Genomic DNA, 20,705 nt, shown 5'->3' with positions numbered 1-20,705 from the left:
CGCGGCGCACGCCGACAAAGGTCGTAATGGCGCGGCGGCGGTAATGGAGCAGATAGCGGGCAGGCGCCGCGGCAGGAGGAGCGAAGCGTGGAGCAGGCAAGCGGCAGGGCGCACGATCCCGTGGCGATCGTGGTGATGGGGGTGAGCGGAACGGGCAAGTCGACGCTCGGCACGTTGCTGGCGCAGCGGTGGCACGCGCCGTTCCTGGAAGGTGACGCTTATCATTCGCCCGCCAGCGTCGCGAAGATGGAGGCGGGGGTGCCGCTGACCGACGAGGACCGCTGGCCGTGGCTCGACCGGCTCGGCGCGGCGCTTGGCGCTGCGGCGGTAGAGGGCGGCGTGGCGATCGCGGCGTGCTCGGCGCTGCGTCGTTGCTATCGCGAGCGGCTGGAGTCGGCGGCCGGCGTGCCGCTGCGCTACGCCTTCCTCGATACCGACCGCGCCGCGATCGCACAGCGCATGGACGCGCGCAGCGGGCATTATATGCCGGCCAGCCTGCTCGACAGCCAGTTGGCGACGCTTGAGCGACCATCGCCGGATGAAGCGGCGCTGCGTCTGGATGCCGCGCGCGCTCCCGCGGCATTGGCGCGCGAGGTGCGCGACTGGGTAGGGCCGGTGTCCGCCAGCGCCGAACCGGTATCCAGCGCTCGCTGGCGCTGATCGCCGCGCCCGACGTGCCTACAGGCCTCGCCTTGCCCGCCAGCCGACGTGAGCTCCTGGGCGGGACGGTGAAGGCCGGCGCTGACCACCGATGATGTTCGATCGGGCGGGGCGTCGTGGCTACGGCATCAGCCGCTTGCGCCCCTGCGACAGGTGCCAGCGCATCGCGAGCGCTGCGCCGTCGGCGTCGCGGACGCGGATCGCGTCGACGATCGCGTCATGCTCCTCCATCATCGCGCCGATCACTTGCGGCGGGCGCGACCGCGAGATGTCGACCCCGGCGCGCAGGATGTGCATGACGCTGTCGTGCAGGTGATCGAACACCGGCACGAAGGCGGCATTGCCGGTGGCGATCACGACGGCCCGGTGCAACTGCCAATCCTCGTCATGCGCGGGCGCGTTCGAGAACAGGGCACCGCGCAGCGCCTCCAGCGCAGCCTCGATCGTTTCGAGTTGCTCGTTCGACCGCCGCAGCGCCGCCAGTCGCGCCGACTCCGCCTCCAGCACGAAGCGCACCTCGTATGTCCCCAGCGTCGCGGCCAGCGCATCCATCGGCAGGTGCGTGCCGAGCCGCTCCGACGGGCGGCGCTTGACGTAACTGCCCGCGCCGCGCCGCGCCTCGGTGATGCCGTCCGATGCCAGTCGCGCCAGCGCCTCGCGCACGATCGTTCGCGACATGCCGAACAGCTCCGCCAGCCGCGCCTCCGACGGCAGCCGGTCGCCGGCGCGCAGCGCCTCGTCGTTGATGATGCGCACGATCGCCGTATAGGCGCGATCGGCCAGTCGTCCCTCGCTCACACGATCCTCTCCCCCGCTCCGCGTTACCGTAGCCGCACTGCCGGCCGGACGCGAGCGGGGTTGTTCGGGCTGTCCGACAACTTCATGGCACCACCCGCGTCGAATCGCTTGATCAGGACGGTGCTCGCGGTTCATATCGTAAATCTGTCCAACCGGATCCGTAAACGAGAAGGTGGGCGAACCGAGGGAGGAGAGGATGGTAGCGATCGCGCAGGAGATGCCGCTGGCCGATGAGGCCGCGCTGGAGGTGCAATTGACCCCGACGCAGCTGAAGGTGATGCGCGGTGTCCATTCGGGCTTGCTCAACAAACAGATCGCGTTCGATCTCGGCATCGCGGAGGCGACCGTGAAGGCGCATATGACCGCGCTGATGCGCAAGCTGAACGTGCGCAACCGCACGCAGGTGGCGATCGTGGCGCAGGCATTGAACGACGGGATGGCGGTCCACGGCGTGGCCTGACGTTCGACATCATCCCGATCGTCGCGGAGCAGCCACCTACGACCTTCGTCGCATATGACGCATCCAGCTGTTATCGCTAGCAAAAGCGTGAATAGCGGACGGGAGACTGGTGATGCGGGCAGGGTGGCTGATCGGGGCGGCGATGGCCGCGGTGCTGGCGAGCCCGGCGATGGCGGCGCCCGGCGCGTCCGTCTACCAGACGCTGCCCGACGATCCGCGCGCGATCGTCGTAAAGGGCGTCGGCGACGGGCGTGCCGACGATAGCCTGGCGCTGCAACAGGCGATCGATGCCGCGGCTGCCGACGGCAATGGCGGGGTCGTGTTCGTGCCGTCCGGCACTTACCGGATCACGCGGACGATCTTCGTGCGCTCGGCGGTGCGGCTGTTCGGTATCGGCAAGACGCGCCCGCAGATCGTGCTCGGCGACAATACTGCTGGCTTCGGCAGCGGCGTGGCGGCGATGGTCGCCTTCACCGGCGAGGACCAGTATCGCGTCGGCAAGGCGCCCGTTCCACCACGCACCAGCGTGCCGTTCGACCCGGCGATCTTCGATGCGACCTCCAGCACATTCTACTCCGCGTTGTCGAACATCGATTTCCGGATCGGCGCGGGCAATTCCGGCGCGGTGGCGGTACGCTTCCGCGTCGCGCAGCACGGTTACCTCCGCCACGTCGATTTTCACATCGGATCGGGCCTCGCCGGCGTCTACCAGGCCGGCAACGAGTTCGAGGACCTGCGCTTCTTCGGTGGCCGCTATGGCATCATGTCCGAAAAGACGTCGCCCGCATGGCAGTTCACGCTGATCGATTCCGAATTCGCCGGCCAGCGCGACGCCGCGATCCGCGAGCATGAGGTCGACCTGACGCTCGTCAACGTCGCGATCCGCGACACGCCGGTCGGGATCGAGATCGACCGCGGCTATTCGGATTCGCTCTGGGGCAAGCAGGTGCGGTTCGAGAAGGTGTCGCGCGCCGCGGTGGTGATCTCCGAGGAGAACAGCGTCTACACGCAGATCGGCTTCGACGACGCGATCGCGATCGACACGCCGACCTTCGCGCGTTTCCGCGACTCCGGCAAGACGATCGAGGGGAAGGGCGTGCGCTACCGCGTCGCCGACTTCTCGCACGGGGTGAAACTCGCCGGGCTGGGCACGATCGGCGAAACCGCGACCGACGTGACGATGACACCGCTGACGCGCGTGCCGAAGCGCCCCGCCAACGCGATCCGCGCGCTGCCGCCGGTGCGCGAGTGGGCGAACGCGCACGATCTGGGTGTGAAGGGCGACGACGCCACCGACGACACCGTCGCCTTGCAGCGCGCGATCGACACCCACCGCATCGTTTACCTGCCGATGGGGCGCTATCGCGTCACCGACACGCTCCGGTTGCGCCCCGACAGCGTCCTGATCGCGCTCCATCCGAGCCTGACGCACGTCTACCTGCCCGATGAGACCCCCGCCTTTTCCGGCGTCGGCGGCGCGAAGGCGCTGATCGAAAGTGCCAGGGGCGGCAATGCGATCCTCCACGGTCTGGGGCTGTGGACCGGCGCGATCAACCGCCGCGCGACCGCGTTGTCATGGAAGGCGGGCGCGGCGTCCGAGGTCAACGACGTCAAGATCCAGGGCGGCGGCGGAACGCTGCTGACGAAGGGTAGCCCGATCAACCAGAACGACCCGCGCGCACGGCCGGACGGGCAATATCCCAGCATCATGGTCACCGACGGCGGTGGCGGTACCTTCGCGGCGATCTGGTCACCCAACACATTGGCCTCGGCGGGCTTTCACGTGTCCGACACCAGCACGCCGGGGCACGTCTACCAATTGTCGGCGGAGCATCACTACCGCGCCGAGATCGTGCTCGACAACGTCCGCAATTGGGAGTTCCTTGCGCCGCAGACCGAGCAGGAGGTCCGCGACGGCGTGAATGCCGTCTCGACCGAATTCCACAATTCGCGCGACATCCTGTTCGCCAACTACCACGGTTATCGCGTCACGCGGACGATCAAACCGATGGACGCGGCGGTGAAGCTGTTCAATTCCGGCGATATTCGCTTTCGCAACGTCCATGTAAATGCGGAGAGCGGCTTCGCGAGCTGCGATACGAAGGGCTGCGGCACCTACCTGCGCGCCAGCAAATATCCGTTCGAGAATGCAATCAAGGACATGACCCGGCGGCAGGAGGTGCGCGAGCGTGAATTCGCGAAGCTCGACGTGCCGCCCGCCCCGGCGAGCGCCACCGCGGACTCCGCGATCCCGGTCACGGCCGGTGTGACGAAGCTGGCAGACGGCTTCTATTCAATCGCCGGCGGGGCGGTGGACGCGAAGGGCAAGCTGTACTTTATCGATCGCTTCTTCCAGCGCATTCACGGCTTTACGCCCGCCGACGGGCTGACCACCGTCTCCGATGCGCCACTCGACCCGGTGAATCTGGCGGTGGATCGCTCCGGGCGGCTGCTGGTGCAATCGTCGGCGGGACGCGACGGCAGCGTCTATAGCATCGACCCCGGCAGGCCCGCTGACGTCCGCGTGATCGCGCGCACGGCGGTGCGCGAGCGCAGCAAGGCGCTGACGCTGCTGCCCGTCAACGTTTGGGCCAATGGCGAGTTCGCCGACCGGATCGACCCTGCGACGCTCGAATATCCGCCGATCGCCGCTTTCTTCACGTCGAAACTGGGCGAAGCCAAGCCGCAGGAATATGTCTCGCCGGATGGCTCGTTGGCGCTGCCGGCATTCCGGGTCTGGAACCAGGGGCCGGACGATCATCTCGGCTGGCGCTGGTCGGACACGCTCGACGCTTACGGGCTCGTCGGCGCGGCACCGGGGGCGCGCGTGACGCTGACCAATGCGTCGGAAAACCTTACCTATAGCGGGCTCGTCGGCGCTGGCGGTCAGGTGACCGACCTGAAGGTGGCGGCGCCACGCGGCGGCGAAAGCGTCGCACGCGATGCGGCCGGCAACCTGTATGTCGCGAACGGGCAGGTGTTCGTCTATGCGCCCGACGGGTCGCTGACGCGGCGCATCGACGTGCCGGAACGGCCGTTGCAATTGCTGCTGGGCGGCGTCGATGGGAAGACGCTCTACATCCTTGGCCACCACAGCCTGTATGGGATCACGCTCTGACGGCAGGATGGCTGACGGACGCGCTGCGCCGTCAGCCGCACGCATCGCGCTACCGAGCGACCGGCAGCTTGGTACCGAGCAGGACCAGACGCTCCGCCGTGATGCCGAACCAGTGTGGGACACCCGCGGGGAGGAGGAGCACATCGCCGGGGCCAAGCGGTCGCGTCTTGCCCCCTTCGATCCGCTCGCCCTCGACCAGACCCTCGCGGCGCGTGACCGGCGCGACCAGGGTGCCGCCGGACACCAGCGTGCCGGTACCCTCCAGTACGACGGCATATTCGGCTTCGGTCGGATGGACGGCCGGGCGCCCCGGCCTCTTCCATATCTCGACGGCTGCGACGCGCGATCCGTCGCGTACCAGCGGGCGCCACGCAAAACCTTGTTCAGGCTTCATCTCTGCGGCCATCGCAGCAATCTGCGCCCGAACTTCCTTCCCGCTCGCGAAGTCGCTGTCGCTCGGCGGAGCGGATGGTGCGGGGGCGTTCGCTCCCGATTGCGCCACCGCACTGGTTGCCAACCCTGCTCCGGCAACGAGCAAGCCTGTCAAAGCGATCGCTGTTTTTCCGACGGTCATCCGCATCCTGAGCCTGTCTGGTTAGGGCGGCAGTTGTCGCATCGCCCGAAGACGGCGGCAATAGAAACGATTGGAATCAATGCATTCTCGACACCCTGCCGCTTCCGCGGCGCTGTCGACGTGATAGGGTTCCGCAACCGCAGGAGAGCAGGACATGTGGGCAAGCTTCGTCGCAGCAGCGCTGGCCATCACAGCGCCCGGTACCGCCGGCACGGTTGCCGGACCAACCCCGGTGCCCGCCACCGCCGCATCGTCGAGCCTGAAGGGGCCGTTCGAGCTGCACTCGCGCGTCTATCCCGGCACCGTGCGGCGTTATTGGGTGTACGTCCCCGCGAACTATGATCCGGGCCGACCGCCCAACCTCCTGCTGTTCCAGGATGGTCAGCGCGCGACGAACCCGGGCGGCTCGTTGCGCATACCTGCGGTGCTCGACGACCTTATCAAGCAGCGCGCCATCCCGGCGACGCTTGGCGTGTTCGTCACGCCCGGTCATCGAGCAGCCCACTATCCCGACGACCTCGGCATGAACAATCCCGACCATCGCGCCGAGGAATATGACGCGCTGACAGACGATTATGCGCGCATGACGCTGCAGGAACTGCTGCCCGCAGTGGCCCGGCAATGGCCCTTCGCAACTGACCCGCGCCGCCGCGCGATCGGCGGCACGTCCAGCGGAGCGATCGCCGCATGGACGATTGCGTGGCGGCATCCGGACGCGTTCGGGAACGTCATCAGCTTCATCGGTAGCTACACGTCGATCGGGCTCAGCCTGGACCGCGAGGGTATGCCGCTGGCCTATGGCGGTGACGTCTACCCGGGGCTGATCCGCAAGTCCGCGATCAGGCCGCTGCGGGTGTTTCTTCAGGACGGCCGCAACGACCTCGACAACGAACATGGCAACTGGTTTCTCGCCAACCAACAGATGCGCAAGGCGTTCGAATGGGCGAACGCGCACGCCGACGCCACGCAGAACGCCGGACCGCGTTACGACGTCGATCACGCGTGGACGGAGGGCACACACGCCGACGCGGACGGCGGCGCCCTGTTGCCGAACGTGCTTCGCTGGATCTGGCGGGATCAGCCCCCGTCGCCGTGACGATCGAGGATCGTCAGGTGATCGGCGCCTTGCGAGACGCACCTGGAAACGACCGGCGATCAACGATGGCGAATTCATGCCGCCACCCCGCTTGGTCGCGACCTCCGCGACGCGGCGCTCAATTGCCCTCGGCGTCGACCATGACCACCACTGGCTTGCCGCGCGACATCGGCTCCCAACCGGCCGATAACGCAGCGCGCACGCACCGCGAAATGGTCGCATCGTCAAGTTGGAGGCGACCGCGCGGCAGCCCCTTCAACAGTCGCTTGGGTGGGGGGAATTCCACCAAGGCTGCGCGTTTGGCATCCTGCCGGAGGACCGAAATCGTCATCCCCCGCCACCCTTCGTCATCCGACAGATGCGGTTCGCGCTGGAGATGCCACTCATACGTCACGCTATCGACATCGACGGTGCCGGCACTGGTTTGGGATTTCGCCATATGGCGCCCTAGCATGGCAATTCCGCCAAGGCACCCGGTAGAGGATGCGGCGCGTACGGGGCAGGCACCGCGTGGGGCGAGCGGTGGGACGCGCTAGCCGGCTGACTTGGCGCGGTGCTCGGCCATCAGCCGATCGAGTTCCTCGATCCGGAGCCGCTGCGGCGTTCCCTTGGCAAGCCCCTTCAGACGGCACTCGGCCCACAATCGCTTGCGCTCGGACTCGAGCGCCCGCAGGTATAGATCAGCCAATCGTCATCTCCTGTTCCCGGTCCTGCCGGGGCGCGAACGACGGTTCGCCGCGCTGCCGCTGTTCGCGGCATCTTCTTCGGCAAGCTTGCGCCACCGTATGACGCGAGCGGGATCGAGTGTACCTTCTTCCACCGCGGCGCGGATCGCGCAGCCGGGTTCGTCGGCATGCGCGCAATTCGCGAAGCGGCATTCGAGCGCGACGTCGGTAACGTCGTCGAACACCTCGGTCACCCCCGATGTCACCTCCGACATCTGAAGCTCGCGAATGCCCGGCGTGTCGACCAGCCAGCCGCCCCCGGAGAGGCGATGCATTTCGCGAACGGTCGTCGTGTGCCGGCCCTTGCCGTCGTCCTCGCGCACCGCCTGTGTCGCGATGTCGTCCGAACCGATGAGCGTGTTGACCAGCGTGGACTTGCCCACCCCGGACGATCCCACCAGCGCGACCGTTTCGCCGGCGCCGCAATAGCTTGCGAGGTGAGCGGCACTCGCCGGATCGCGCCCGTTGACCAGGTGGATCTGCAGCCCCGCCTGAAGCGCGCGCGCCTCGTCGGCGAAGCGCTCGGGTGTCGGCGTCTGGTCGACCTTCGTCAGTACCATCACCGGCCGGACGCCGACCTCGCGCGCGAGAACCAGATAGCGCTCCAGACGGGCGACGTTGAAGTCCTGATCACACGACGTGACGACGAACAACGTGTCGATGTTCGCGGCGATCAGCTGGATGCGGCGGTCGTCGCCCGGGGAGGGGCGCTTGAACAGACTTGTCCGCTCGAGGATTCGCACGACGGCGTCGCTGGCGCGATCGATCAACAACCAGTCGCCGACGGTGCAGCGATCCTCGGCTTCCCGTTCGCCCGGCAGGTTCGACGCGATCGAGTCGCCGAAACTCTCCCCCGCCACCGTCACCCGCCCGCGATGGACCGACATGACGCGCACCGGCCGGCAGCAAAGCTCTTCCCCGGCGGAGACCTGCTCGCCGAAGAAGGGCTTCCAGCCAAGCTGCGCCAGCGTGAGGCCGGACGTTTCCATGATCGCGCGAGCCGAGTTAGGAGCCGTCTGCTTCATCCGTGCCGGGCACTCCCTGCGCGGCGGCCCGCTTGTCCGCCTTGGCTTGCGCCTTCTTCGCAGACTCGACGGCCTTGGTCTTCTCACGCTCGCGGCGCTCGAAATCGTAGTTCGGTTTCCGTGCGATGCCCGTGGCTCCAGTTCTGGGGGCCCGGCTGGAGCGGAATGCCCAACCTTGATGACCCTGAATGCATGGCTACACCGATCCGTCGTCGGCGACTAGGCGCGGCCCCGATGCAATTGTGTCGCGGGGCGTCGGGCGCGCCGTCATCGCCTGCTTCAGAGCGACCATCCGCCATCGACCGAGATCGCCGCGCCGGTGACGAACGCGCCGAGATCGGAACACATCCACAGCACCGCCTCGGCTATTTCCTCGGGCTTGCCGAGCCGGCCGACGGGCTCGAGGTCGATCGCCTTCTGGATGTCACCGGCGGTGAAGCGATCCATCATGGCGGTAGCGATGTTGCCCGGAAGGACTGCGTTCACCCGGATGTTCTTCGTCGCATAGTCGAGCGCGGCCGATTTGGTCAGCCCGATGATCGCGTGCTTCGACGCGGCATAGGCTCCACCACCCGCGACCCCGCGAACGCCGGCACCCGAGGAGGTGTTGACCACTACGCCACCGCCTTGCCGCAACATCTGCGTGAATTCGTGCTTCATGCACAGGAACGTGCCGCGCAGATTGATGTCGTTGACGCGGTCCCATTCCTCCACGTCGATGTCCGCCACCGCCAACGGTTTGTTCTCGACGCCGGCATTGTTGAACGCGCAATCCAGCCGTCCGAACGTCTCGACGGTGCGCGCGACCGCCATTGCCACCTGATCCGGCTCGGCGACGTCGCAAGCGATCGTGATCACCGAGGCGCCGAGCGCGCGGATCTCGGCCGCGGTGGCGTTCAGCGATGCTTCGGTGCGGTCGAGCACGGCGACCTTAGCACCTTCCCTGGCGAAGGCGACGGCCGTCGCGCGGCCGATGCCACCGGCAGCGCCGGTGACGAATGCGACCTTGCTGGTGAAGCGGTCGGGCTGGGGCATGGGTATTTCCTTTCGATCCGTGGTTCAGGCGTGGGTGGGAAGCGGCGCTTCGCGGCCGACCATCGCCATCTGCTGGGGCGCGTAGCGGTCGCCTGCCGCTTCCAGCTCGGCTGCACCCGCGTCGATCGCGGCGAGATCGGCGGGAGTCAGCGCGATCGACGCCGCACCGATATTCTCCTCGAGCCGGTGCAGCCTGGTGGTGCCGGGGATTGGCACGACGTACGGTCGCCGCGTCAGCAGCCAGGCGAGCGCCACCTGCGCGGGTGTGGCGTCCTTGTCTTTGGCGACACGGGTCAGCAGGTCGACGAACGCCTGATTCTTCGCCATCGCCTCCGGGGCGAAGCGCGGCGTCGTCGCCCGGAAATCACCCTTTGGTAGCGGCGCATCCCTGCCGACCGTCCCGGTCAGGAACCCCTTGCCAAGCGGGCTGTACGGCACGAACCCGATACCGAGTTCATCGCACGCGGCGAGAATGCCGTTTGTTTCCGGTGCGCGCCACCACAGCGAATATTCGTTCTGGATCGCGGCGACCGGCTGGATCGCATGGGCGCGGCGCAACGTCTGCACGCCCGGTTCCGACAGGCCGAAATGCTGGACCTTTCCCTCGGCGATCAGGTCGCGCACGGTGCCGGCGACATCCTCGATCGGCACGTCGGGATCGACGCGGTGCTGGTAGAGCAGGTCGATCGTTTCGACGCCCAGCCGCTTCAACGATCCCTCGACGGCGCGCCTAATGCGATCGGGACGGCTGGTAAGTCCGCCGCGGTTCTCGCCCGTGACCGGGTCGATGTCGAAGCCGAACTTGGTCGCCACGATGACCTTCCCGCGCACGTTGCCTAGTGCCGCACCGACGAGTTCCTCGTTGGCGAACGGGCCGTAGACCTCCGCGGTGTCGAAGAAGGTCACCCCGCGTTCGACGGCGGCGTCGATCAGCGCGACGCCTTCAGCTTGCGACAGCGTGGCGGCATAGCCGAAGCTCATGCCCATGCAGCCCAGCCCGATCGCCGAGACGTGAAGGCCGCTGCGGCCGAGTTCGCGAGTTTGCATGATCGTATCTCCTTAACGGTCGTCGGTGGCGTCGGCGAAGACCTGCCGCAGAATGCCGATTGCGGTGGCGGCGGTCGGCCAGCCGGAATAGAAAGCAAGATGCGTGACCGCCTCGACCAGTTCGTCGCGGGTGACGCCATTCTCCAGCGCTTTCCCGAGATGAAAGGGGAGTTCGTTGACGCGGTAGAGCGCGACGAGGCTGGCGACCGTAATCAGGCTGCGATCGCGCGGTGACAGGCCCGGGCGCCGCCAGACATCGTCGAACAGGATCGTGTCGGTGATCTCGGTGAGGCGAGGCGCGATATCGCCCCATGGAGCGCGCATCGGCTGGTCGGACATGGCGAAACCTTTCGTTCGTGATCCGAGCAGCAAGATAGGGCCACACGGGCGGCACGATTAGGACGTGCGATCCGCATGCGGTTGTGAGATCAGCTCAACAATGCCGCGACAGCCGATCAACGATCTCATCGCCCTTCGCCTGATCGCGGAGGCGCGAAGCTTCACCCGCGCCGCCGCGCAACTCGGCGTGTCGCCGTCCGCACTCAGCCACGCGATCCGCGCGCTGGAGGAGCGGGTAGGGGTGCGCCTCCTCACCCGGACGACCCGTAGCGTGTCCGCGACCGACGCCGGCGAGCGGCTGCTGGGGGCGATCACCCCGCACCTCGACGGGATCGAGGCGGAACTGGCGATGCTCGGCACGTTGCGCGACAAGCCCGCCGGCACGATCAGGATCACCACCGGCATCGACGCCGCTCAGGCGATCCTCTGGCCGGTCTTCGCCAGGCTGCTGCCTGCCTATCCCGACATCAAGGTCGAACTGGCGGTCGACACCGGCTTCGTCGATATCGTCACGGAGCGTTTCGACGCCGGTGTGCGGCTTGGGGAGACCGTGGAACAGGACATGATCGCGGTGCGGATCGGTCCCGACATCCGCATGGCCGCCGTCGCTACGCCGGATTATCTCGCCCGGCGCGGCGCGCCGATGACTCCACACGACCTGTCCCGGCACAATTGCGTCAACTTGCGCTTCCCGACGTATGGCGGTCTTTACGCATGGGAGTTCGAACGGGATGGCCGCGCGCTCAACGTTCGTGTCGAGGGCCAAGTCATCGTCAACGATATCGCGCTGGCTCTTCAGGCCGCTCGCGATGGTGTCGGCATCGCCTATCTGCTGGAGGATTATGTCCGCGCCGACCTGGACGATGGTCGGCTGACGCGCGTGCTGGAGGATTGGTGCCCGCCATTCCCCGGCTACCACCTTTATTATCCGAGCCGCCGCCAGCTTTCCCCGGCGATGCGCCTGATCGTCGATGCGTTGCGCATCACCTGACGCAGACGGCGATGTGGTTACTAGGAGCAACTCGGCGTTAGTGCCGCCATCCGCCGCTCGAAGTCGTCCGCGATATCGGCCAGCGTCACGTCAGCCAGCCGTTGGAGCAACAATGCCTCCGCCTCCTGCAAGGCGCCTTGCAGCGATTCATTGACGGCCTGCTCGACCAGGCAGGCAGGCGCGGGGTCGGCCGGGCCGAACGCGAAGATGCGGTTCTCCCCGAGCGCGCGATGGACGTCGAGCATGGTGATGCTCTCCAGCCCGCACGTCAGCGACCAGCCGCCGCCATGGCCTTTGACCGAGCGGACATAGCCCGCCTCGCGCAGGCCCGCCATCGTTCGGCGGACCACGACCGGGTTGGTCCCCAGCATCGTGGCGGCCGTTTCCGAGGTGAGCGGTCCCTGCATTCTCCCCATATGGATCAGCAGGTGCAGCATTCTCGACAGGCGTGCGTCCAAGCTTTCGATCCCTCGGTCAGATGATCTCCCGATATCACGTCACTTTGCACGTTGCAAAAGCATCAGGGGGCAGTCATGTAACATTGTACGTTATGTGATGAGGTGGATTGATGTTCGACGTGATCGTGATCGGCGGCAGTTTCGCTGGCCTTTCGGCCGCGACGCAGCTCGCGCGCGCCCGGCGGACCGTGCTGGTGATCGACGGAGGGTCACCCCGGAATCGCTTCGCGGACGAAGCGCACGGCTTCCTCGGTCAGGACGGGCGAGCACCCTTGGCCATCATGCGCGACGCTCAAGGCCAGCTGCGTCGATACCCGACCGCAGAGATCCTGTCGGGCGAAGCCAGCGGCGCGGTAGCGGTCGACGGCGGCTTCGCGGTCGCCCTTGCCAGCGGCGGAGAGCGGCGGGCGCGGCGCCTTGTCCTGGCGACGGGCGTGGCAGACGAGCTGCCGGCGATCCCGGGCATGAAGGAGCGATGGGGGGCGACCGTGCTCCACTGCCCCTATTGTCACGGCTATGAGGTGCGCGACCTGCCACTCGGCATTGTCGCAGCCCACCCGCTGTCGGCTCATCAGGCGGTGCTGATCCCGGACTGGGGCCCGACCACCTACTTTACCCAGGCACAATTCGAACCTGAACCGGCCGACCTGATCGCCTTCGCCGCCCGCGGCATAACGATCGAGCGGACACCCGTCGTCGAACTGCTCGGCGACGCCCCCACGCTGGACGGCGTACGACTGGCAGATGGACGAGTGGTGGCGATGAACGCGTTGTTTACCGCGCCGCAGACCAAACCCGCGACGCCACTGGCCATGATGCTAGGCTGCGAGCATGCGGACGGTCCGACCGGGCCGTACGTCAAGGTCGACCCGTGGGGTGCGACGTCCGTGCCGGGCGTGTGGGCGGCGGGCGATGCGGCCACCCCCATGCACAACGCCACCCTCGCGTCCGCCGCCGGCGTGCTGGCCGGCATCGGCGTTCATCAATCCTCCGTGCGAGCAAGGGCGGAGCGAGACCATTGAGGCAGTATGCTTAGTCCACGTCCGCGGTTGCATGAGGCAGGGGCGGAGTATCGCCGGCGATCCGGCTCATGCGGATGTGCTGCGAATGCCGGCGTATTCGCGTCGTTGAACAACCCGCTGCGCCGGGTGTGGTGCACTCCGGCCGACGACCGATCATGTGAGGCTCGCGAATATCCCAACGGTCGGCGCCGTGGGCAAGGTGATCGCGCGCGCATCTTTGAAGTTGATCGTGTGAAGCGGTAATGCCGGTTTCGACACTTGCTGCGGCGGTGAACCTCTTGCCGCAAAATCAGCTGCTGCTGCGCGGCGCTCGTAAAACGGAGTTCGTCAAGCTAAAGGATACAGCGAGGCGTGCAATCGACCGTGCAATCGTTCCTGATCACCGTAGAGGAGGCGAAAAAGCAGAGACTTGCAAAGGAGATGGTCGGGGAGACAGGATGGGAATGTCTTGACCATATTGACACAGGATTGACCACGAGTCGCGGTTTTCTGCGGGTTCGGACTCCACTTGCTACAGCAAACGTGCTACGAGTTGCTACAGCACTTGTACGGAGAAGCCGGTTTCTATGTCCCTCGCTACCTACCTTGTTCAGCGCGGTGCACGAGGCACGTGGCAGCTTCGCGTTCCCATTCCGCGCGCCCTCCATGCTCCCGGCAAGCCAAAGGAGCGCGTGAAGTCGATGGGCACTACCGACCGCCGGATCGCCTCTGACCGGGCGCTGGCGGTGCTGGACGAATGGAAGCGGGAGTGGGCGACCGCACGAGGTGAAACGCCGGTGACGATACCCGTGGCAGCGCCAGCACGCCGGACGCCGACCCAAGCAGAGCTAGAGGCGCTGGCGGTCGAGTTCGGGCATGACGAAGCGCTGGCACAAAGCGACATGCGCCGACAGCAACCCGGCGGCTGGCGTCGGCACATGCACCGTACGGAAGCGGCGCTAGAAGCCTTCACTCCGCTGGCAGCGACCGGCGATTATACGCTCGTCGAGGGCATGGCTGTTCAGATCATTGAAGGGATGGGGCTGGACCTTGAACCCGGCACGCCGGCTTACCGTCAATTCCTCACCGACCTGAACGCCGCGCGCATGGCGGCGCTCAAAACCAGCCACGCTCGTGCGCGCGGCGATCTAGAGGTTTTTGTCGAAAGCCCGCTGGTGGCTCGCGTGCGCCAGCGTGAGCAGGACAAGGCGAAGTCGGGTGAGGCGTTGCTGGAGTTGTTCGAACGCTACGCCGAGCAGCGGCTCGCGGAAGGCCGCAAGCGCGACGACACGCTCAAGCAAGACCGCAAGGTTATCGAGCAGTTCGCGACCTTTATCGGGACCGATCGCGCCATCACGTCGATCAAGCCGGAGCACGTTCGCGACTACCGCGACACGTTGCGCCAGCTACCGCCCAAATGGCGCGACAGGGCCGATATGCGCGGCCTGTCTATGCGGGAGGCGGCTGCGAAAGCCCGAGCGGCTGACATGCCCCGTACGGCACTCTCGACGGTCAACAAGCACCTGTCCACCATATCGCCACTGTTTGCTTGGCTCATCAAGGAGCGATGGGACTTGTCGAACCCGTGCAACGGGTTGTTCCACGACAAGGTGCGCGGCAAAAACCCGCGCCCGCCGCTCGGGACGGATCGCCTCAACAAGGTTCTGGCATCACCTCTGTTCACCGGGTTTGAGGCGGATGGAAGAGAGCACCGTCCCGGCGAGGTTCGCGCGAACGATTGGCGTTATTGGATACCATTGCTGTGCTTGTTCACCGGCATGCGCATCGGCGAGGCGGCACAGCTTCGGGTCGAGGATGTGTCACAGCATGAGAGTGGCGCGTGGGTTATCGACATCCAGCATGCACCAGCGAAGGGGCAGACGACCAAGTCCGGGCAATCGCGAGCGTCGGTCGCGCACACAAAGCTAGTCGAGCTGGGGTTTGTGGGTTTCGTGGAGAAGCGCCGCGAGGCCGGCGGCGACAGCAGGTTGTTCCCGGAGCTGGTGGCGAACGATCGTGACCAGCTCGGGGCCGAGCCCTCTGCGTTCTGGCGTGACTACCTGACCCGGATCGGCGTCAAGTCAGGTGCTGATGGCTTGGGGGCGCATAGCTTCCGCCACGAGCTGGCAGACCGGCTCCGGGTTGAGGTGGGGCTTGTCGATGACCAGATCGCAGTTGCACTGGGGCACGATCAGAAAAGCACGACCGCCGGCTACGGTGCTGTGCGACAGGGCACGGTGCGGTTCCTCGCGCCGGTCATGGCGCAGGTGCGTTTTGACGGCGTCGAGTTCGACAAGGGAGCATCGGCGGCTTAAGTCACCCCGTTCAAAAACACGTCGTTGATTTTATGTAATCTCTATAGTATTCTTGCAGATAGAAAAAGACCGCCGGAGAGACCGGCGGGAAAGTCTGTCTTTAGGAAAGATCACTAGATGAGAAACGTCAATGATCGCCAGTAATATAGCTTACATCGATCGGAACGGCGAGTATGTTCCTCGGGTTCAGCGCTATAGAAATCGGCAGGATATGCTACTCCCCCGCGATGTAGCTATTGATGCTGCTGGGGCTATCATTCACAAGCCGATTGGTAAGCTCGCTTGCTTCGCCAGCCCGATCGAGTATCTTCGCGGAGAGTTTGACAAGCAGTCGACGTACAAGGGTGAGCTGGGACCGCCGCGCTGGTGCGCGGGTTGCCCCTCTCGACCAGCATGCGGCCAATTCGCAGAGCTGCGTATAGAGATGGACGTCGGCATCGCTGCAAAGCGAGCTGCTTGGGCTGCAGCTACTCAGAGGCTGGAGGGCGTCGCCCGGTATGAGCACCCGACCTTCACTGATCTCGCGACCGCGTGTGAGGAACGCGGCTGGCGCTCTGACAATGAGGATGCATTGGCTTGGCAGCGTGCGGAAGACGCGAAGCGCAAGCGCAAGCAGCGTGCGCAACAGAGCCGAACGACGAAGCTGGCTAAAACGGCCACTCCGACCGCGCTGGCGGCGCTAGATGCCGAGCGTGATCGGCGTCACGACGCGCTTATGAGTGCCGCGCGGTCGGCGGGCGCACCGACTTGGTTGCGTAACCTCTCTGATCGCATGATCGCCGTTACTTGCGATGTATGGCAGGTCCGGGAGGCGATGGAGGGCAGGAGCGGACGCGAGATCACCGGCGGTGACGTGATGCGTGGTTTGGTTGCGCTAGGCCGCGATCACGGCATGTCGCCTACATCCTTGCGACCTCGGGTGAATGAGGCAATCTCTCGCGTTGGAAGATTGGAGGAGGAGGGGTCTGTGTGGGCGGCATTCGTGCCTGCCGATGATCCAATTCCACCCCGTTCACCCGGACGATTTTCGAACGGGGTGATTTTCGAGGTTTTAGACGACGATGCGTGATCAAGGTAACGGAAATCCGCTATTTTCACCCCGTTCAAATGCTGTGTCGTTGAAACTTGCTTAAAACATTTGACGACACAAACGGGGTGTTTTTACCTTCGAGCGAAGCGAGAAATGAAGCAAGCCGTCGCAAAGCGACGGCGTAGCTCATCGTCACGCCGAAGGCGTGGCGATAGGCGTTGCGGTAAAGAGGAAGTTGATACGGTTACCCTCCCTTCGGTCGGGTAATCAGCTCGCCGTCACTTCGTGACAGCTCGCTTATTTCTTAAGGTTTGAGGCAACGGCCTCGTAGTGCAAGCAAATTGCCTGTTTCATTTTTCCTCCAGAGTTGATACAATAATTGTGTTCGCGGCGATCCCGAGAACCCCGCTTGAGGATCGGGTAAATCCACAGGAACCCGGAGTGCCATAAACTCCGGCGTTGGCGGCGATCACGAAAGCGCGCGCACGCTGAACAACGATGAGCCACCAGCCACGCAGCGGCGCTAGGCACAGAAACTCTGCGGACCGCGTGCGGTCCAGCCCGGACAAGGGCCGCTCAAGTCGAGCGTCGTTAGGCTGATCCCGCGAACACGCGGCGTTCCACATCAGCTCCCGAGTTCGTTTCATTGTCCACGAATCCCGCCACGTCCAGCCTCGCCGCGTCGATCGCCTCATGGCGTTCCGGCAGCGCGGGCTTTTTCAAGTTCCTTGATGACGTGCAGCCCCGCGTCCGGTCGAGCACTGGCGGGTTCACCCCGTTCGTTCCCGGACCCCGCGAAGCTGCGGAGATCGCGAAGGCGTTGGACGGCAAGGACGTATCCGTCGCGGTGTTTTGCTGGCCTCGGAGGCATGGGAAATCCGTTACGTCCGCGATGCTGATCGTGTGGCGGTTTCTCACCCGGCAAACCGAGACCGTCGCTGTGGTCGCGAACAGCGAGAAGCAGGTTGTCGACACGGCGTTCCGATCGATCCGCGAGGCTTTCGAGCAAACGCCGTTGCTCAAGCGTCTGGTCGCAGCGGGCACGATCAACGTGCTGGGCGATCGGGTCGAGTTCCCGACCGCCGGCTCCACCATTCAGGCGTTCAGCGCCAACCCCGCCGCGCTGTGGGGCAAAAAGCTTTCCTGTGCACAAGTCTCCGAGCTGCACGCCGCCCCGCGCGGCGATGAGGTGTTCGCGGCACTCGCCGGCTCGCTGCTGGACACCGTAGGCTCGCTGATGCTGATCGACAGCACAGTCTCGCCGAAGTCCAACAAGCTGTTCGAGCTGTATCAGGCAGCGAACCATCCGACCGACCCGGACACGTCGATCGCGTTCAGTCACATCGCCTACGCCGACTTGGACGAAGCATGCCGGAACGCGCCGCCTTGGATCAGCGAAAGCAAGCTCCGCTCGCTCTCGCGCCAGATGCTGCCGCACGAGTTCGCGTTGTACCACCTGAACCGCTGGGGTGATGCGACCAGCGCCTTGTTCCCCGCCGACATGCTGGCGGCATGCACGCAGGAATATCCGCTGGACGTGAAGGCGCTCGCTGCCGGGTCCGCCTACATCGTCGGCAGCGGTCTGGACCGTGCGTTCGGCGGGTCGCGCCACGGCGACCGCACCGTCACCGCCTGTGTCGCCAAAATCGTCCTGGACGATGAGGAACATCTATTCGTGCTGGACGCCGACAGCGTGTTCCTTGGCCGGCTTGGCGGTATCAAGAGCCGGTTCGAGGGCTACCATCGCGGCTACGGCATGAGCCGCGCTACGCTGGAGTCCTACGGGGCGCAGGACGTGGCGGATTGGGCGGCAACACAGCCGTTTAGCTCCGGCGTGGAGGTGATCCACCCGTCGCGCAGGACGAAGTATCAAGCCTTCATGGGGCTGTATCAGGCTGCCGCCGAACATCGTCTCCACATCCATCCCGCCTTCAAAGACCTACTTGCCGAGCTTGCCGTGTTCGAGGTGCAGGCGGACGGGAAGGCGACCGATGGCGAAGCGGCTGTCCCCAAGTTTACGCACCCGCGCGGCGCGCATGACGATTTCGTGCATGCGGTAGCATGGGCCGCACACTCGCTCCGGCATGTCTCGCTAAACCCGTACGAGCTTGACGGCATTCACTGCCACGGTCGCGGTCCCGCCATCGCGGCATGCGTGCTGAATGGAGGTGCTCATGTGCCGCTGTGCGCGCGCGAGTGCCGCTCGATGCGCGAAGCATCCTGCCTGTTTGATGCGTACCGCGCCCGCAAGCCGGTCCAACCGGTCACCTTCGAAGTCTTTGCCGCAACAAAAATGAAGAATATTGGCGCACACACGGTGCCACGATGAACAAAGTTCGTGACTCGAAAGCAGAAGCGAGTTATACTACTACCACTTTCGTCTATTTGGAGCTTGGTGAGTAAAGGTGCTGTTCGCAACTGACACTGTTCGGATAGCATCCGCGTCGCGTGACCGCAAGGATGATTGTGCTCGCCGGCTTCGCTACTATTGGGATGAGCAGTCCCAAGAGACGCTTAAACTGATCACTCGCCGCTGGTCGCGCCCTGAGCAGTTCCGGGTTTTCAGCATCAACGCCGTCCGTGCGATCACCAATCGCCGTGCAAACACTTATCGCATTCAGCCTCGACGTGTGTTTACCGGCGTCGATCAAGCGACGATGGACGCACTTTATCGCGCGATGAACGCTGACGCGGTGCTCAAGAAGGCTTCGCGCTATGTGAAGCTATGCAAGACAGGGATGCTGCAAGTCGGCTTTAGCGACGCGACCGGCACGCCGACGCTCAACGTTGTGACCCCAAACGTGCTGGACGTGCTTTACAGCGACCCGGAGTACCCCGAGCGCGTCATTGTCACGCACGGCGCGTCACGCGCCGAGGATGTATCCTACTCCGATTGGACCGCCACCGGCTATCGTCACCTGAATTATCGCGGCGTGCCCCGCCGGATTGAAGGCAACGCTGGCAACGCCAACCCCTATGGCGTTCTTCCGTTCGTCCCGCTGTTCGATCGGCTGCCCGACGACCAGTTCTTTCTGCCCGGCGGCAATGACCTGATCGAGGCACAGGACGCGGTGAACGTCGCGCTGGCCAACCTGTGGCGATCGGTCGAAACGCAGGCGCACGGGCAAGCGTGGGCTACCGGCATTAGCGCCAACGAGGTGCTTCAATTCGGTCCCGATCGCGCAATCGCGCTGCCGCAGGGCGGGCAGTTCGGGTTCGCCAGCCCCAACTCGCCGATCGCATCGATCCTGTCGGCGATCGAGTTCGTGTTGCGTCAGACCGCCGCGACGCACGGAGTTGGGAGCGACGTGTTCGACCTGTCCAAGGTCGCGGAGTCCGGCAGCGCCAAGCACGCGGGGCGCATCGAGCTTCGTGAGGAACGGCTAGACGACATCGCACAGTGGCGCATCGCCGAAGCCCGCTTGTTCGCGGTGCTCAAGGCTGTCGTGAACACGCACCGTCCCGGCACCATTCCTGATGACGCCACGGTTGCGGTCGATTTTGCCGAGTTGCAGGACCAGCTCACCGAGAGCGAACAGCTCGCGAACAGCCGCGACAAGATCGACCTCGGGCTTTGGTCCCCGGCTGACGCCCTCATGGCGCTTAATCCCGATGGCTTCCCCGATCGCGCCGCCGCGATGCGCGAACTTCAATCCCGCCGCGACGAAGCCGCCGCACTGGCGCTGCCCCTCTAGGAGCTGACATGGAAAACGAGAACTCGACCCCCGATCCCGCCGTCGCGGAGCTTGCCGCCCTCAAGGCGCAGCTCGCCGACACTGTGACGACTGTGCTTGCAGGAGTGCCGGAGCATCTTCGCGGCCTGATCCCGGCCAGCCTGACGCCCGCCGACCAGCTCGCATGGTTCCACACCGCCAAGGCAACCGGCGTGTTCGACGCCAAGCCGGCAGTGCCCGCGACCAATAACGCCAAGCCAGCGATCACGCCGGCTGCCGTTGATCCCGCCTCCCTGCCGGTCTTCGCCCGCATGGCTGGCGGTTACCGCAACTAAGACGATAATAAGAGAGGATACCCG

General features: G+C 65.3%; 20 protein-coding genes. 11 read left to right on the top strand and 9 right to left on the bottom strand.

Annotated features, from left to right (window positions below):
- The first annotated feature begins 87 nt into the window (after nt 1–87).
- Nucleotides 88–660 carry a gluconokinase gene (locus tag SPHPHY_RS19900; RefSeq protein WP_022686617.1) on the top strand — a complete coding sequence of 191 codons (573 nt, stop codon included), beginning with the start codon at nt 88–90 and terminating at the stop codon, nt 658–660.
- 120 nt (nt 661–780) lie between these two features.
- On the opposite strand, the gene SPHPHY_RS0110365 is transcribed toward SPHPHY_RS19900, so the two are convergent.
- Nucleotides 781–1,458, bottom strand: a complete 678-nt coding sequence (locus tag SPHPHY_RS0110365; protein ID WP_022686616.1) for a FadR/GntR family transcriptional regulator — start codon at nt 1,456–1,458, stop codon at nt 781–783.
- Between the two features lie 196 nt (nt 1,459–1,654).
- Here SPHPHY_RS0110365 and SPHPHY_RS0110360 point away from each other — a divergent pair, with 196 nt between their 5' ends.
- A complete protein-coding gene (locus SPHPHY_RS0110360; protein ID WP_022686615.1) occupies nt 1,655–1,918 on the top strand; it encodes a helix-turn-helix domain-containing protein in 264 nt (87 codons plus the stop codon).
- Between the two features lie 112 nt (nt 1,919–2,030).
- Nucleotides 2,031–5,036 carry a glycosyl hydrolase family 28-related protein gene (locus SPHPHY_RS0110355; RefSeq protein WP_028056753.1) on the top strand — a complete coding sequence of 1,002 codons (3,006 nt, stop codon included), beginning with the start codon at nt 2,031–2,033 and terminating at the stop codon, nt 5,034–5,036.
- Between the two features lie 49 nt (nt 5,037–5,085).
- On the opposite strand, the gene SPHPHY_RS0110350 is transcribed toward SPHPHY_RS0110355, so the two are convergent.
- Nucleotides 5,086–5,430, bottom strand: coding sequence for a cupin domain-containing protein (locus SPHPHY_RS0110350; RefSeq protein WP_231370401.1), 345 nt, complete (start codon nt 5,428–5,430; stop codon nt 5,086–5,088).
- Between the two features lie 334 nt (nt 5,431–5,764).
- Here SPHPHY_RS0110350 and SPHPHY_RS19895 point away from each other — a divergent pair, with 334 nt between their 5' ends.
- Nucleotides 5,765–6,706 carry an alpha/beta hydrolase gene (locus SPHPHY_RS19895; RefSeq protein ID WP_022686612.1) on the top strand — a complete coding sequence of 314 codons (942 nt, stop codon included), beginning with the start codon at nt 5,765–5,767 and terminating at the stop codon, nt 6,704–6,706.
- Nucleotides 6,707–6,824: 118 nt separating this feature from the next.
- Here the strand turns inward: SPHPHY_RS19895 and SPHPHY_RS0110340 are convergent, their stop codons facing one another.
- The 6 genes from SPHPHY_RS0110340 to SPHPHY_RS0110315 form a co-directional block, all read right to left on the bottom strand.
- Nucleotides 6,825–7,145 carry a hypothetical protein gene (locus tag SPHPHY_RS0110340; protein ID WP_022686611.1) on the bottom strand — a complete coding sequence of 107 codons (321 nt, stop codon included), beginning with the start codon at nt 7,143–7,145 and terminating at the stop codon, nt 6,825–6,827.
- A gap of 93 nt (nt 7,146–7,238) precedes the next feature.
- Complete coding sequence (locus SPHPHY_RS22275; protein ID WP_022686610.1) at nt 7,239–7,394, bottom strand: hypothetical protein; 156 nt, start codon at nt 7,392–7,394, stop codon at nt 7,239–7,241.
- 3 nt (nt 7,395–7,397) lie between these two features.
- Nucleotides 7,398–8,420, bottom strand: a complete 1,023-nt coding sequence (gene rsgA, locus SPHPHY_RS0110330) for a ribosome small subunit-dependent GTPase A (RefSeq protein WP_022686609.1) — start codon at nt 8,418–8,420, stop codon at nt 7,398–7,400.
- A 315-nt stretch (nt 8,421–8,735) separates the two neighbouring features.
- A complete protein-coding gene (locus tag SPHPHY_RS0110325; RefSeq protein ID WP_022686608.1) occupies nt 8,736–9,491 on the bottom strand; it encodes a glucose 1-dehydrogenase in 756 nt (251 codons plus the stop codon).
- A gap of 24 nt (nt 9,492–9,515) precedes the next feature.
- A complete protein-coding gene (locus SPHPHY_RS0110320) occupies nt 9,516–10,538 on the bottom strand; it encodes an aldo/keto reductase (protein WP_022686607.1) in 1,023 nt (340 codons plus the stop codon).
- 12 nt (nt 10,539–10,550) lie between these two features.
- The gene (locus tag SPHPHY_RS0110315; RefSeq protein ID WP_022686606.1) at nt 10,551–10,877 is read right to left on the bottom strand and encodes a carboxymuconolactone decarboxylase family protein; all 327 of its coding nucleotides are present in this window, start codon (nt 10,875–10,877) and stop codon (nt 10,551–10,553) included.
- A 100-nt stretch (nt 10,878–10,977) separates the two neighbouring features.
- Between SPHPHY_RS0110315 and SPHPHY_RS0110310 the strand changes: the two genes are divergently transcribed.
- Nucleotides 10,978–11,868: a LysR family transcriptional regulator gene (locus SPHPHY_RS0110310; RefSeq protein WP_022686605.1), complete on the top strand. Its 891-nt coding sequence runs from the start codon at nt 10,978–10,980 to the stop codon at nt 11,866–11,868.
- Between the two features lie 20 nt (nt 11,869–11,888).
- On the opposite strand, the gene SPHPHY_RS0110305 is transcribed toward SPHPHY_RS0110310, so the two are convergent.
- Nucleotides 11,889–12,326, bottom strand: coding sequence for an RrF2 family transcriptional regulator (locus SPHPHY_RS0110305; protein WP_081645289.1), 438 nt, complete (start codon nt 12,324–12,326; stop codon nt 11,889–11,891).
- 110 nt (nt 12,327–12,436) lie between these two features.
- Here SPHPHY_RS0110305 and SPHPHY_RS0110300 point away from each other — a divergent pair, with 110 nt between their 5' ends.
- From SPHPHY_RS0110300 to SPHPHY_RS0110280, 6 genes are all read left to right on the top strand, one after another.
- Nucleotides 12,437–13,348 carry an NAD(P)/FAD-dependent oxidoreductase gene (locus tag SPHPHY_RS0110300; RefSeq protein ID WP_022686603.1) on the top strand — a complete coding sequence of 304 codons (912 nt, stop codon included), beginning with the start codon at nt 12,437–12,439 and terminating at the stop codon, nt 13,346–13,348.
- A gap of 566 nt (nt 13,349–13,914) precedes the next feature.
- The gene (locus tag SPHPHY_RS0110295) at nt 13,915–15,642 is read left to right on the top strand and encodes a tyrosine-type recombinase/integrase (RefSeq protein WP_081645288.1); all 1,728 of its coding nucleotides are present in this window, start codon (nt 13,915–13,917) and stop codon (nt 15,640–15,642) included.
- Nucleotides 15,643–15,772: 130 nt separating this feature from the next.
- Nucleotides 15,773–16,711 carry a hypothetical protein gene (locus SPHPHY_RS21985; protein ID WP_156025083.1) on the top strand — a complete coding sequence of 313 codons (939 nt, stop codon included), beginning with the start codon at nt 15,773–15,775 and terminating at the stop codon, nt 16,709–16,711.
- A gap of 607 nt (nt 16,712–17,318) precedes the next feature.
- Nucleotides 17,319–19,001, top strand: coding sequence for a terminase large subunit domain-containing protein (locus tag SPHPHY_RS0110290; RefSeq protein ID WP_022686601.1), 1,683 nt, complete (start codon nt 17,319–17,321; stop codon nt 18,999–19,001).
- Nucleotides 19,002–19,077: 76 nt separating this feature from the next.
- Nucleotides 19,078–20,367 (top strand): hypothetical protein, encoded by a 1,290-nt coding sequence (locus tag SPHPHY_RS0110285; protein WP_196802157.1) that lies wholly within the window; start codon nt 19,078–19,080, stop codon nt 20,365–20,367.
- Between the two features lie 8 nt (nt 20,368–20,375).
- Entirely contained in the window at nt 20,376–20,681 is a 306-nt protein-coding gene (locus SPHPHY_RS0110280; protein WP_022686599.1) for a hypothetical protein, read from the top strand.
- Nucleotides 20,682–20,705 lie beyond the last annotated feature (24 nt).

It is taken from the genome of Sphingomonas phyllosphaerae 5.2 (assembly GCF_000419605.1).
GTDB classification, from domain to species: Bacteria; Pseudomonadota; Alphaproteobacteria; order Sphingomonadales; family Sphingomonadaceae; genus Sphingomonas; species Sphingomonas phyllosphaerae_B.
This window is presented reverse-complemented; position numbering and strand designations above follow the sequence as displayed.